This window comes from Sphingobacterium thalpophilum, from assembly GCF_038396785.1.
Lineage (GTDB): Bacteria > Bacteroidota > Bacteroidia > Sphingobacteriales > Sphingobacteriaceae > Sphingobacterium > Sphingobacterium thalpophilum_A.
In genome coordinates this window covers 2,587,358-2,602,355 of record NZ_CP151087.1, presented here as the reverse complement: position 1 = coordinate 2,602,355, position 14,998 = coordinate 2,587,358, and the positions used below count along the sequence as shown (strand labels likewise).

The window sequence follows — 14,998 nt, the reverse complement described above, 5'->3', positions numbered from 1 at the left end:
AGATTTAGGATTCGTAACCGATTTGCTTTTTAATGCGTTGATCGGCTGAAATCCTGATAAATAGAACGCTGGGTATAAGCCAAGCGAGGATACCGATGAACAACATGCTCAAAATCAGCGAAGGCACAAAGTACCACACTGTCCACGGTATAAACAGCGCTTTGTTGGCTAGATTGTTAAATAGTGGTAATAACAGGAAGGCTAATAATAACCCTATAAGAAGTGAAATAAGACTGTAACATATCGCTTCGGTCATAAATTGGATAATCAGTGTCTTTCGATTGGATCCAATGGTTTTTCGAATCCCGATTTCTTTGGCTCGTGTTGCTGCATTCGCCGTTGATAAGTTGATGAAGTTTATACAGGCAATCAATAATATAAAAAATGCAATGCCAGCAAATATCCAGACCATCTTAATGTCGCTTTGATATTGTGTCGCCATTCCATATTCCGAAATATTCTTCGAGTGCAGGTGCATATCAAGGGCGTTTTGAAGTAATACCGTTGATTGCATCATTTCGGGCGATATTTTCATTCCATTTTTTTTATTAATCAGAATATAATTGTCCTGAATATAGTTTTTTGAAATGCTACCCTGTGCGTTGGCAATATCTGCATTCTCCTTCAGTTTTACATAGGTAATGTAATTTGTTGCGCCCCAATTGTTTTGTTCACCCGGGTAAAATGGTTCGCCTGCAAGGGATATAAAATAATCATAACCATAGAGGCTGGAATTGTTCGGAACATCATCGATGACAGCCGTTATGTTATATAAAATACTTTTATTATTGTTGAGATAGATCGTCTGCCCTACGGCATTTCCTTTGAAATATTTCTCAGCCCTACTTTTGGTAATGACTATCGCATTGGGTTTGTCCAGCGCATGTGATAGCTGTCCTTGTACGACCGGAAGTGGAAATATTTCCAAAATGGACTGATCGACATAAACAAATCCTTTATCAAGGTAATTCTCTGCGCGGCCATTTACCGTAAATAGATTGCTTCCGGCACCAAATAATGTATTGGGTAAAATGCGGCCGGCTAATTCTACACTTGGGATTTCCTCTTGCAAGGTTTTAGCTGCTGGGGCAGGAAAGGCAAAGGTTTGCCTCACTTTATCACCATCGGGTGCCGAAACGATAAGACGGAAAACACGGTCCATGTCGGGATACATTTTGTCATAACTGGTTTCATGGCGAATGTACAGTACAATAAGAATGCAAATGGCAATACTAAAAGCGAACCCGCCGATCTTGATGATCGAGTAAAGTTTGTTGTTGGCCATATTTCGCCAAGCGATCTTTAAATTATTTCCTATCATAATAAAGTTCTTTTACAGTTTTTGTATTTATTCATCACGCAGGCTATCCACCGGATTGGCGCGAATGGCTTTCCAAGTCTGATAGCTGATTGTGCCTAAAGCAATTAAAATGGCACTCATACCTGCAAGAATGAAGTATAGCCAATTTATTTCGATTCGATAGTTAAAATTAGTAAGCCATTGGTTCATTGCCCACCACGCAACAGGTGTGGCAATGACCAAGGCTACAAACACCAATTTTATAAAATCTCCAGACAATAATCGGAGTAATCTGATCGCACTGGCTCCAAGTACCTTACGTACGCCAATTTCTTTGGTTCGTTGTTGTGTCACATACGTTGCAAGGCCGAAAAGCCCGAGTGCAGCGACAAAAATGGCAACAAGAGCGAAACAAGTGAATATATTCTTGGTCCGTTCCACATCTTGATAAAGGGCCTCGAAACCTTCGTCCAAAAAGCTGTAGTTAATTTGTTGATTTGGTGCAAATTTGTCCCATACTGCTGTGATATCAGCGATTGTCTTTTTGAGATGTTGCGATTTTACCTTAATAGAGAGTAGGGAAGGATTGCCTTGTAATGTCATACAAAGTCCTGCATACCCCTTCTCCTTCAACGACTCAAAAATAAAATCATCTACTACGCCAATGATCGTCCAGGTATTGCCATTGGTGATTTTTGCACCAATGGGATTCTTTAATTGAAGTTCGTCGGCCAACTTTTGATTGATAATAGCCGAACTGCTATCGGTGGCTCTCGTGGGATCAAAATTTCGTCCTTTATTTAAATGAAGACCGAATGTGCTCAGATAATCCTGATCGATTTCCCAAAATTGGCCCTGTGTAGCCATATCGAGATCTCTTCTACCATCAATCCAGAACGGATTGCCATTTCGTTTGGCACCATCGATGGGTACAGGGAGAAAATCACTCAGGGAAACTGAAGCAACATCTGGGAGGCTTTTTAGCTCATTTTTTAAACTTGGAAGCTGTTTCGATAATGTTCCAATTCCGCGAAGCACAACAACTTGGTCCTTGTCAAATCCCAGATCTTTGTCTAATATGTAGTTTATCTGTTTATTGGTCACCAATGCGCCAACGATAAGGATCATTGAGGTTGCGAATTGAAAGACAACCAAACTATTCCTAAAAAGCGAAGATTTGGCACCAATGACGTTGTTTTTCAGTGCAGTGATTGGTTTAAATTTGGATAGGTACAATGCTGGGTAGATTCCGGCAAGGACGCCGATCACCAATATAGCCGCCAAAAGAGAAGGAAAGAAGTATGCCGCTATCCAGGGAATGGTCAAGGATTTGTTGGCTAGTTGGTTGAATACGGGTAGTAGTAGCCAGCTTAGAAAGAGCCCGATAATCAGTGACAGTACACTATAACAGATTGCTTCAACAAGAAATTGTCCAATAAGCAGCTTCCTGGAGGAGCCAATAGTCTTACGGATACCAATTTCTTTTGCTCTTGTTGCTGCATTTGCTGTCGATAAGTTGATGAAGTTAATACAGGCAATGAACAAAATAAATAAGGCTATAGTTGCGAAGGTCCAAACCATGCGAATATCCCCTCTGTTCAATGTACTCACTTTATCGTCGCTTACATCCGCAGATTTTAGATGCATATCGAGGGCATTCTGTAGGGTTATTTTTGCCTGCTTGAAAAGCGGATTAAGTTTACGTCCAGATTTTAGATATTCAGGGAGATAATGTATTTCTAAGTAATTCTTTGAAATTTCTTTTTCTGCCAGTGCAACATTTACGTTGGGTTTTAATTTGACATAGACGGTATAATTGTTATTGAGCCAAGCAGTCTGTTCACCTTGATAAAAAGGCTCTCCAGCGAGCGACATAAAAAAACTATAACCGGCAAGGGTCGAATTGTTGGGCATATCTTCAATTACCCCAGTGATGGTATAGGCTTTCGACTTATTGTTGTTGAGATAGATCGTTTGTCCAATTGGATTATTTTTAAAATATTTTTCGGCTTTGCTTCTGGTGATTACCAATGTGTTGGGCTTGTCAAGTGCGTGGGACAGCTGGCCCGAAACCATGGGCATAGGAAACATGTCGAGAATGGACTGATCGACATAGACAAATCCATCATCATAATGGCTATCAGGGCTGTTATTTAATGACAATTGGTTACTGCCCGCACCGAATAAAGGGTTTGGTAGAATGCGTCCCGTTTGCTCAACGGACGGGATTTCTGCTTTCAGGGTCGGCGCCACAGGGGCAGAAAGTGAAACCCAGCGCTCGATTTTATGCTCAATAGGTAACTGAACGACCAAACGGTAAACTCTATCCATCGCCGGATAAAACTTATTATAGCTCGTCTCATGTTTTATATATAAAACAATAAGAATACAGATGGCAATACTAAAGGCAAAGCCGCCAATCTTGATGAATGAATATAGCTTGTTTTTTGCCATATTCCGCCAAGCTATTTTGAGATTATTTCCTATCATAGCAGATTTTTTTTAAGCCTGAATGATTGGTAGTTATAATCAAAACAGGCGTTTAAGCTGAAATCAATTGCGTTGCCATTTTGCTAATGTGTTGATAATTAGTTTCTTGGTTTAAAATTGAAAAGCTCGTCTGTACGATATCGAACAGTTTGGCGTTCAGTATCGCACAGACGAGCTAGGCACTGGCGAAAAATAGAGAATTGCTTACTCTTCAATCTCTTTCAACTGGAGATGATCACATAATTCGAACATCATTTTAGCTGGATCTGTATCAATAGCCAATGCGATCAGGTACATTTCATCCAAACGTAATTTGGCCGTTTCGGTCATCGTTAACTCATTGATTCTTGCCTTACTTAAACCCGTTTTTCGCGCAATTCGCGATTTATTAACGGATTTCTTCTCTAAAAATTCACCTAGTTTTGTCATAGTTATGATTTAGTATGCTCTTTTTTTTTGTATAGATAAATATACAAAATGTTATTTTTATTTATACAAATGTTTTAAATTTTTAAATTATTTCTATTTCTTTTGTATGGAATAACTATATGAGCTATAATGAGAAATAATTTTAAAGTGTTCAAACGGGTGTATAAGCATCGTTGTCAACCGTTGGAAATGCAGTTCTTTTATCGGATGATATTACAGCGTATTTCAAATGGTCTCTCACCCGAAGAAGTATCTTTTTTAATGGGAAAAGCACTGGATTTTATAAGCAAAGTTGAGTCTTTCAAAATTAAAACGATTCTTGCTATTGATTACTATATTTTTTGTCGTGTGTTAGAAGTGGGGAGTATACATGCCATGTTGCCTTTAGGGATGAATTTATCCAAGCAAAAGTATGCTTATGAGTTGCACGTTAATACATTGGCTGAGGAGGTTATTTACCATTTATATAGATTATCCATTGAAGAAGGGGTACAGGAGATCGAATTTAAGATAATGGACATCCGCCATAATTTTGATCCAAATGAACCTTCTACGTTGAATGAGCTTCGGAAGGTCAAGAGAATCATCGAAGCGCAGGTTGGCACGGGATATTTTAATAAAAATAGGAGTCCTTATGAGATACATAAATTGGTTTGTATGATACTCGAAACATATGTAAAACCTAAAAACTTGATGAAGATACTTGAAGATTTGCTCAATCGGTCTGATGAGCTTAAACTTATTCGGAAAGAATCAAAATATGGATTTGTTTATCTATCGAAAAGCTATGAAGGTTAAAGGAATAAGGAGTTACCCATCCAGTAGCTGTTCGCAACGAACACCAACTGGATGGGTACAACGCTCATTTTTCTATTCATCTCTTAATTTTTCAACGGGATTAAACCGAGTTGATCGAAATACAATAATGCCAACCAATAAACTCAGCAATCCAATCAATGTACCCAATGGTAACAAGTAAGTAAATGCATTGATTTCTACGCGGATGATGTAATTTTGTAGCCAGTATTGCATCAATAGATAACTCAGTGGAACTGTCGTAAACGCAGCAAATAGGAAGATTCCGTAGTACTCTTTTGAAAAGAGCAACATCAAATGTGCTAGTGAAGCCCCTAGTACTTTACGAATGCCGACTTCTTTATTGCGCAGATGGATGGAAAGCGATATTAATCCGGTAAGTCCCAATACAACAATCAGCAGCGAAACAAACGTAGCAATCTGGGAAGCGCGATGCAGCTGCAGCTCATTTTCATATAGATTTTTGATGCGTTCATCCATAAATTTATATTCGAATGGTGCATCAGGTAGCAACGTTTTCCATTTTTTTTCGAGCTGTTGTACTGCATTGGAAAGAGGTCCCTGCTTCAATCGAATGCTAAGGTATCGATATTGAAGACTCTCATGTACATCCATCCAGATAATAGGCGGAGATGCCTGATGCAGTGAGTTGGCTACAAAATCTTCAGCAACGCCCACAATAGTGATTTTGTAATTAGGATCATTTATTGCTATTTGCTGACCAATTGCTTGCTCGGCATTTTTAAAGCCAAAATCATCCATAGCCTTCTTGTTGATGACAACTGGTCTATTATCCGCATTCGTTGCATAATGTTTAGGAAGAAAAGTTCCTGCAATTAGCGGTATCTCGTAGGTTTCCAAAAAGTGACTATCACTTGAAATCCGTTGTACCTGGATTTCTCTGTCGTCTGTCGTCCCGAATGCAGGCTGCATATTGGACCCCAGCAATCCAGGAGTTTCATAAGATAAGCTTACTGATTTTACTTCTGGCTGTTGGCTGAGTTCCTGTTGTAAAGTCTCCATTTTGCGAACACCATCTTCGGACCAATCTCTAGGTACCTGAACGGTTAATAAGTAGTCTTTGTTGTAACCTAGATTGCTATAGAGAAATAGGTCCACTTGTTTGGAAATAATCAATGTGCAGACAAGCAGGAGCAAGGCTACCCCAAATTGAAAAAACAAAAGAATTTTTCGCACCAGTTGTTTGCCCCCCAGCGTCGAAAACTGGCTTTTGACTGCCGGAAGTATCGCGACATTGGAAAGTTTAATGGCTGGATAGAGCCCCGCTAGTAGACCAATGAACAACGTCATTATAATCAGTAAACCAAAAAAGTAAATAGGCAATTCCACCAACGAGGGTAGCTTACGCATCAAGACATGTTCGAAGATTGGACTCGTGATGATGTAAATTGGAAGACTGATCAATGCTGCTATGGCCACAATCAGGATATATTCGGTCATCAGTTGTCTAATAAGTTGCATGCGAGATGATCCCATCATCTTGCGAACACCGATTTCCTTTAATCGCGTAATGTGCTGAGCGATACTAAAATTGATGAAATTGATGATGGCCATGATCAAGATGAAAATGGCAGTCCAAACCAACGTCTGTATCATTTTGCGGACGGCCCCTTGGTTGTCATCCAAATAATAGGTTTTCAATGGTTTTAAATTAGGGCTGTATTGATTGGAAAACTCTTTATCGGTATTCTTTCTTACCAGCGTTTCGATGGCGGCATCTACGCGCTCCACACTTACACCTGGTTTCAATTCGATATAACCGGCAATATAAGGGTTATCCCAATTGTCTATCGATCGGCCAAAGAATTGCTCGTTGATGATCGGTAAAAATATGTCTGCATGCATATTCTTTGTGAGATCCATAATGGCGTTTTGGACATCAGATTTAATGATTGCTGTAATTTCAAAATCATGTTTTTCACCCTTGAAATTTTTTATTTGTAGCGATTTGCCAAGTACATCCTCATTTCCGAAATATTTTATGGCTGCTTTGTCACTGATGACTACTGAAAAGGGATTATTCAAAGCGGTATTGGCATTGCCTGCTAAAATCTGGAATCCGAACATCGTCAATAGACTGGGATCTCCAAGAGACATGCCTTCTTCATGGATTGTTGCTCCGTTCGCTACGATACCGGTCAACCCATCAATCCGATAATAATTGGAGACCAGGTTGGGATACTCCTCATGTAAAGCTTTGGGGAGTGCCCCTAATGTAGTTAAGTCAATACCAAATCCTTCTTTCTTATACTTGCTTTGCAACAAAAATTGCCGATCAATATTTTTGATATTGCTATTCACTTGATGTACATCCCATACATAAGCACCTACAAGTAATAGAAAAGTAATACCGCAGGTCAATCCAATTAGATTGATCAGATTTTGTACTTTTTTCTTTCCGATATTTCGCCAAGCAATCTTGAAGTTTGTAAAGTTCATTGTCTTAAAATATGAATTTATTTTGGTCGTGGAGCTGCTGATAGCTTGTGCTCTACTTAAAAAATTAAAAATACAAATGTTTGGCCAAGTAATTATCCTGTTGATCATTAACGGATTGCATTCCTGATTCTTTTACTCGCTGTTCGATATCGGACAGTGCTTTGTCCATAGCTGAACAGACGAGTCTATTTTATTCATCACGTAGACTGTCGACAGGTTTTGTTAGGGCTGCGCGTATCGCTTGTGAACTTACTGTAATTAAAGCAATAAAAACGGCTAGCGCGCCTGCTAGTACAAACATCCACCATTGCATCTCAATACGGTATGCAAAATTTTCTAACCATTTGTGCATCATCCACCAAGCTAGGGGAGAAGAAATGACAATGGCAATGAGAACGAGTTTGACGAATTCAGTGGAAAGCATGCGTGTGATGTCGGGAACTGTAGCCCCAACAACTTTCCGGATCCCTATTTCCTTTTTGCGTTGATTGGCGGTAAAAATAGCCAAGCCAAATAAACCGAGGCAAGCCACAAAAATAGTCAGCCCCGCAAAGATACTCAGTAACTTACCCGTTTTCACTTCTGCTTGATAGGTTTGTGCGTATCGCTCATCCAGAAAGGAATAGCTGAATGGAATGTCTGTCGGAAAGGAACGATAGAGAGACGCTAATTTTTGAATGAGCTTCTCCATATCGGCTGTTTGGGTTTTAAGAATCAAACTCCCGGCTTGATCGCTAAGAACCATCACAAGCGGGGAGATCTGCTCATGTAAAGAGCGAAAATGGAAATCCTTAACGACACCAATAACACGATAGCTTTTGTTGTCTTTATTGGTCAATATTTTGCCAAGGCTATGATCGTTCCAACCAAGATCTTTTGCCGCGGTTTCATTGATGATGACAGAAAGGCTGTCATTACCAAATGTTTTTGCGAAATTCCGTCCTTCTTTAAGTTGCATACCCATAACAGGAATATATTCTTCATCAACATCGTAACGAATTGTTTTGACCCATTGATCAGTATTGCCATCTGGATAAATGAAAAAATTGTTGTTGTTGCTTTCTCCAGCAGGAAGATAGGACGAATGAGAGACATGCTTGATCCTGCTGTCTTGCATCAATAAATTATAATATGTCTTTTCGTTTTTTCCCAAAGGCCAGCTCGGTATAATAAGGACATTATCCTTGTTATATCCAAGTTTAATATGACGCATATAATCCAGCTGCTGAACAACGACCACGGTTCCAAAGATAAGCCCGACAGAAATGATGAATTGAAATACAACAAGTCCGCTACGTAAATTAAAGCCTTTAGTCGAGCGGCTTATTTCCCTTTTAATACCCGTAGCGGATTAAATGAGGATAGATATAACGCGGGATAGCTACTGGAAAATAGACCGACAATTAGACCAAAACCTAGTAAGATGGGGATGATTTTAGATATTTCAAGTTTTTGAATATCAATCTCTTTTCCGGAAATCTGATTAAATAGGGGGAGGGCAAGTAAAACAATTCCCAGAGCTATTCCTAAGGAAATATAAGTCAGGAGGACACCCTCTAGCATAAATTGTCGCATCAGGTTTTGCTTGTCAGCACCCAGTACTTTTCGTACGCCAACTTCCTTACATCGCTTAAAACCACTGGCTGTAGATAAATTCATAAAATTAATAGTGGCTATCAATAGCATAAAAAGTGCAATAGCGCTAAAGATGTAAACGTACCGTATATCCCCAGGGACACTGAGGTCATAGTTGAAATTCGAATGTAGATGGATATCTGTGAGCGGTTGTAGGTAAAGACCGATCTTATTTCCCGTTTTTTTGAATTCTTGGTAACTCATGCCAAAACCGGCCATAAATTGTGTGGCAACATGTTTGTCGAATAGGGTGGCTAAGTTTTTTTCGAGCTTTTCACGTGATGCATTTTTTGAAAGAAGCGCATACGTATAGTATTCGGAGGTCATCCATGAATCTGAACGTGAATCTTCCAGTGCATCCAAAGAGGTAAATACATCAAAATGAAAATGGGAGTTTTGAGGAACATCTTTAATTACGCCAGTGATTTTGAGAATATTTGTATTGTCTTTGATGATGAGGTCTCGACCGACAACATCGTTTGTGCCGAAGTATTTTAAGGCAGTGGATTCGGATATCACTGCAGAATTAGGGGAAGAAATAGCTGTAGACAAATTCCCTTTAATAAAAGGGAGTGTGAAAATTTTGAAGAAAGAAGCATCCACGAAAGCCATTTTTTCTTCGTGGAAAACTTTATTATTGACGACAAATAGAGGCGATCCACCTATTCTTAGTCGTGCAGTTTCTTCAACTTCGGGCAGCTCTGACTTCATCGTCGAAGCTACAGGTGGCATTACATGTGCCTCATTGATCGTTCCGCCCTTAACCGTTCCTCTGAAAACAACACGTACAATACGGTCTGCATGCTCGTTGTAACGATCAAAACTAAATTCATCGGTCACATATAAGCTGATCAGAAGGAAGGTTGCAATGCCCATGGCCAACCCAACGATGTTGATAAACGAGGTAGAGAAATTGCGGGTTAAATTTCTCCATGCTATTTTTAAATTATTCTTGATCATATTGAGGCCCCCTCTATTACTATAAATGAATATTTACTCGTTTCGTAAGCTATCTACTGGATTGTTTAGTGCGGCACGTATTGTTTGGAAATTGACAGTAATGATGCTGATCAAAAAGATGGCAAGCGCGGCAAGGATAAAGAACCACCATTGCACGCCCACATTGTACGCATAATCTTCAAGCCATTTTTTTGAAAAATACCCCGCTATTGGACTGGCAATAAAAATAGCCAAGGTGGATAAGATGAGATAATCTTTTGAAAAGAGACGTGATATGTCAAGCACTGTAGCGCCTAGTACTTTGCGTATGCCAATTTCTTTAGTACGCTGTTCGAGATTTTGCATAATCAATCCTGTAATTCCTAAGGCGGAGATCAACAATGTCAATGCACTGAATAGGATAAATAATTGCACTTGCTTGTTCTCTTTTTCATATTGTTTTGCAATCAACTCATCTATCCAATGGAAGGAAACGTGTTTATCAGGATAGGTGTTTTGTATAATTTGAGATACCGATCGAAAGATTTGTTGTTCTTGTCCTTTCCCTACTTTTATCAGAATATTGCCGCTTCCGTTAAAATCTTTTGCCAAAATTACTGTTGGTACTATTTTGCTACGAAAAGACTCACTATGGAAATCTTTAATGATTCCGACGGGGATAATTTGAAGGTCTTTATACAGGATACCGAGTTTGTTTATCCCAAGCTTTTTTGCCGTACTTTCGGTCACAAGGGCATTATTGATACCTTCATCTTCTCCCAGATCCATTTCAACATGCGTATAATCTTCAGGAGTCAATAATCGACCTTTAACCAGCTGGATTCCCAAAGTCTTGGGCAAATCGACATCGCCACCGATGAAACTGACTTGGATATTTTTCCCTGGATCGTCCTTGTCAACGATTGTCTTGGCAAGGTAGCCTGACCCGATTGTCGGCGTCCAGGCAGCGACGCTGACCGATTCAACCCCAGTAAGTTGATCAATTCGATCTTTTATATTTGTATTTTGTGTACCCTTATTGAAATAGTCGATGTTTAGCACATTTTTGACTTCCATTCCCAAGGGAGCTGCTTGCATATAACTGAGTTGGGACTTGATTGTTATAAGTCCAATGATGACGATAATGGCAATGCTAAACTGTGTAGTGATAAGCATTTTTTTGATAAAGACTTCCGCATGGGGAATTTTTGATAGCTTATTTTTTAAGGCATCTGAACTCTTAATACCAGAGATCAGCCATGCAGGATAAAAACCAATTAGCAGGCCGAGGGCGATTGATGTCGTCATAAAGGCCAATAGCAACGGGAGCTGTATGGATTTAATATAAGCGAGATCATAGCCTGTAAAGTGTTCCAGTTGGGACAATCCAAGTCTAAAAAGTACCAAACTACATAATGCAGAAATAAAAAACAGTAGGATTGTTTCTAACAGCATTCGTCTGATCATCTGGGCTCGGCTGGCCCCCAATACTTTTTGTATATGAAGTGCTCTTAATTTTTTAACTGTTCTTACAGCGTAAATATTAATAAAATTGATACAGGAAATAATAAAGACCAAAACGGCAACACCCACAAATATGTTTGTTGTTTTTTGGTTGCCGCTGATATCTGCACTGCCTAATGGCTCCATATATATATCCTGAATAGGCTGCAGGCGAAAGGAAGTCACATGTTTTGTGTTAGGACTGAGGTATCCTTTATACCAATGATTTAGTTTCTGCTCGAGATCTATTCTTGGTGTCCCGGGTTTTAGTTGTACAAATTGTTCGGTGTAGTAGCCTGAGCCATCTTTGCTTAATTCCATCGATATTTTGGGGACTAAAGCAATGGCGGAAGCTCTGAGCGTTGAATTATAAGGAAGATTATCCATAACACCCGTGATGATATAATCGGATGGCTTATCGGTATAGGGGTCGGCACTTTGGATGACTTTGCCGATGACATTTTCGTTCTTAAAGTACTTTTCTTTGAATTCTTTGCCGATGAGCAAGTTTGTTTTTCCTTGGACCAGCTGTTTGGGATTGCCTTCGAGAACCTTGATGGTCAACATATCCAAGATATTTATTTCCGACTCCAAAACCTGTATGCCTATGGGCTGTGCTGAGCTTGCATGCGGTTTTAAATAATATTTTCTGGATTCTATCCGAGCCTCATGTTGAATCTCCGGAAATACTTGTTTGAGTTCCGTACTTAAATTAACGAATGTTCTGGACATTTGGCGTTCAAGGCCAGCCGTTGAATCTATAGTGACAATCCGAAAGAGATGATCCGCATTTTTCCAGCTTTTGTCGTACGAATTTTCCTCAATGACAAGAGCGAATACAAGAAGACACAAGGAGAAACCAATACTTAGACCCAAGATATTGATCCAGGTATATTGTCGGTTGACAATGATGCTGCGAAGAGCAAGTTTGAATGAATTCATAGTCTTCTATCTGGTTTTAAGCTATCGAAAAAAATGTTGTTTGACTTTAAGCTACTCATCACGTAAGCTATCGACAGGATTACCCAGTGCAGCCTTAATTGCTTGATAGCTTATCGTGGCCATACTGATCAGAATAGCCAATAGTCCAGCAATGACAAAGTAATACCACTGTATCTCAATTCGATAGCTGTAATCTTGTAACCATTTATCCATGGCCCACCAAGCGATAGGTGTGGCGATAAAAATTGCGACCACAACAAGCTTAATAAAATCGATTGAAAGTAAAGAAGTTACTTGGGTGACACTTGCTCCAAGAACTTTGCGGACAGCAATTTCTTTCATGCGCGTTTCGGCCATATAGGCGATTAATGCCAATAAACCAAGACAGGATATAAAGATCGTCAATCCTGCAAAGATCATGGCTAGCGTACCTATAGCTTTTGTCTCTTTAAATTTTTCTTCGTAGGTCTTGTCAATGAATTGATATTCAAAAGGATAGTCTGCGTTGAACTTTTTAAAGATGGACTCAATCGTTTTTAAGTTGTCTCCGATGTCATTGTTTGGATTTAAACGATAATGGATCGTTGTAAACCAGGCTTGCGGTCCTAATATCACCATGGGTTTATTGTCTCCAAATGGCGATCCCATAATGAAATCTTTGACCACCCCAACTACGGTCCATTTTGTTCCATCACCATCCACAATGCTATTGACCGGGTTTTTGAGGTGCAAACTTTTTACCGCGGATTCATTTAAAATCAAAGCAGTACTGTCTGTCGCAAACTTGTAAATATCGATATCCCGCCCCTGTATAAGAGTTAGGCCTAGATTTTTTACGGCATCTGCATCGGTACTAAAACGGTTATAGGAAATGCGTTTGTCCTGTTCCGTTGGTGTCCCAGACGTAAATCCCCAGCCATTGCTATAGAAATCGGTTACTGGCGACATATTTTTTGATACAGAAACAACTGCGTTGCTGGCTAGTAATTCGTCGCGTAAAATTTTATAATTCTTTTCTAAGTCACCTTTGATACTGCTGTAAAGCAACCCATTTTCATTATAACCACGGTCGCGCTGTTTAGTGTACTGGATTTGTTTGGCGACAATGACCGTTGCGATAATCAATATAATCGCGAGACTGAATTGAATGACCACTAAGATGGAGCGAATACTAAGACCCCTCGTTTTAGAAACGAATTTCCCCTTCAACGTTTTGATAGGTTGAAAGGAAGAAAGGAAAAAGGCGGGATAGGTGCCGGCTAATATACCTGTAAATAAAGCAAAGCCAATTAAAAATAGCCAGGTTGGTAAGTTTAATAACGATAGGCTAAGCTGTTTTCCGACAAGCTCGTTAAAGAATGGCAGGACAATAAAAACAAGTATCGTCGCGAGTACCATGCCGATTAGGCTGATCAATATGCTTTCAACGAGGAACTGCGCCATTAGGCTTGTCTTATTTGCGCCAATTACTTTGCGGACACCGACTTCTTTCGCACGGCGTTCGGAACGTGCCGTACTCAAATTCATAAAATTGATGCTTGCCACTAATAAAATAAATACACCAATCCAAGCAAATAGCTTGACGATATCGATACGTCCGGACGTATAATTTCCTCCTTTTCCGCTATTGTAAAGAAACGAATCAGAATAGGGAAAAGCAAAGATCTCACCCGTATTTCTAGCCGATTGGTAACCGGCAGCCTTATTACTTGCATTGATATGATCTCTCAGATAGGCTCTGATTTTGCTGTTAAACGCGGTAAGTGAGACACCTTTTTTTAGGAGCACATAGGTGGTTAATGAATTATTGCTCCAGTTATCATCCACGTAACCAATTATTTTTGCATATTCAAATGGTAGGAGAATATCAAATTTGAAACTTGAATTACTCGGAAGGTCTTTAAGTACCGCCTGTACGGAGACCTGATTAACAGAGTCTATCCGAACTGATTTTCCAATAGGATCTTCGCTGCCAAATAAAGCCTTGGCATAGCTTTCTGTGAGAACAAGGCCTTTAGGGTTATCAAATTTAATATTCTGTTCTCCTTTCACAAAAGGCAAAGAAAACATCTTGAAAAAACCGGGATCGATGAAAACAGTATTTGCGATCAGTTTTTTATCCTTGAATGTCGTTAGAAATTGGCCGCTCTCATTATATCTGGTAAAAGTTTCTATATCTGGAAAATCGGCGGACAAGGAGGGACCTAATATTTTAGGAGTGAAGGCCCAAGCTGATTTATCGCCCTGAAATTCGTCTCGATTACTCAATACATGCAGGCGATCACCCTTTTCATGAAAGCGGTCCATGGTTAACATGTTTTGCAACCAAAGTGCTATAAGTAATGCTCCGGCCATACCGATCGCCAATCCGATGATGTTAATCAAAGAGAAGGATTTGTTTTTCATCAGGTTGCGCCATGCTATTTTGATATAATTTTTAAGCATATTTGTCGTATTGGTTATTGCTAAATAGAAAAAACTTGA

Annotated in this window: 9 protein-coding genes; 1 reads left to right on the top strand and 8 read right to left on the bottom strand. The window is 39.5% G+C overall.

Annotated elements, in window-relative coordinates:
* Positions 1-4 precede the first annotated feature (4 nt).
* The 3 genes from AACH28_RS11530 to AACH28_RS11520 form a co-directional block, all read right to left on the bottom strand.
* Positions 5-1,321: an ABC transporter permease gene (locus AACH28_RS11530; protein WP_341833008.1), complete on the bottom strand. Its 1,317-nt coding sequence runs from the start codon at positions 1,319-1,321 to the stop codon at positions 5-7.
* 27 nt (positions 1,322-1,348) lie between these two features.
* Entirely contained in the window at positions 1,349-3,790 is a 2,442-nt protein-coding gene (locus AACH28_RS11525; RefSeq protein ID WP_341833007.1) for an ABC transporter permease, read from the bottom strand.
* A 204-nt stretch (positions 3,791-3,994) separates the two neighbouring features.
* Positions 3,995-4,219: a helix-turn-helix transcriptional regulator gene (locus AACH28_RS11520; RefSeq protein ID WP_070566237.1), complete on the bottom strand. Its 225-nt coding sequence runs from the start codon at positions 4,217-4,219 to the stop codon at positions 3,995-3,997.
* 129 nt (positions 4,220-4,348) lie between these two features.
* Here AACH28_RS11520 and AACH28_RS11515 point away from each other — a divergent pair, with 129 nt between their 5' ends.
* On the top strand, positions 4,349-5,017 hold the full coding sequence (locus AACH28_RS11515) for a hypothetical protein (RefSeq protein WP_341833006.1): 669 nt from the start codon (positions 4,349-4,351) through the stop codon (positions 5,015-5,017).
* Positions 5,018-5,089: 72 nt separating this feature from the next.
* On the opposite strand, the gene AACH28_RS11510 is transcribed toward AACH28_RS11515, so the two are convergent.
* The 5 genes from AACH28_RS11510 to AACH28_RS11490 all read right to left on the bottom strand — a co-directional run bounded on the left by AACH28_RS11510 (position 5,090) and on the right by AACH28_RS11490 (position 14,959).
* Positions 5,090-7,495, bottom strand: a complete 2,406-nt coding sequence (locus tag AACH28_RS11510) for an ABC transporter permease (RefSeq protein WP_341833005.1) — start codon at positions 7,493-7,495, stop codon at positions 5,090-5,092.
* A gap of 190 nt (positions 7,496-7,685) precedes the next feature.
* A complete protein-coding gene (locus tag AACH28_RS11505; protein WP_341833004.1) occupies positions 7,686-8,735 on the bottom strand; it encodes an FtsX-like permease family protein in 1,050 nt (349 codons plus the stop codon).
* An 83-nt stretch (positions 8,736-8,818) separates the two neighbouring features.
* Entirely contained in the window at positions 8,819-10,090 is a 1,272-nt protein-coding gene (locus AACH28_RS11500; protein ID WP_313419254.1) for an ABC transporter permease, read from the bottom strand.
* Between the two features lie 33 nt (positions 10,091-10,123).
* On the bottom strand, positions 10,124-12,514 hold the full coding sequence (locus tag AACH28_RS11495; RefSeq protein ID WP_341833003.1) for an FtsX-like permease family protein: 2,391 nt from the start codon (positions 12,512-12,514) through the stop codon (positions 10,124-10,126).
* A 51-nt stretch (positions 12,515-12,565) separates the two neighbouring features.
* A complete protein-coding gene (locus AACH28_RS11490; protein WP_341833002.1) occupies positions 12,566-14,959 on the bottom strand; it encodes an ABC transporter permease in 2,394 nt (797 codons plus the stop codon).
* Between the last annotated feature and the right edge of the window lie 39 nt (positions 14,960-14,998).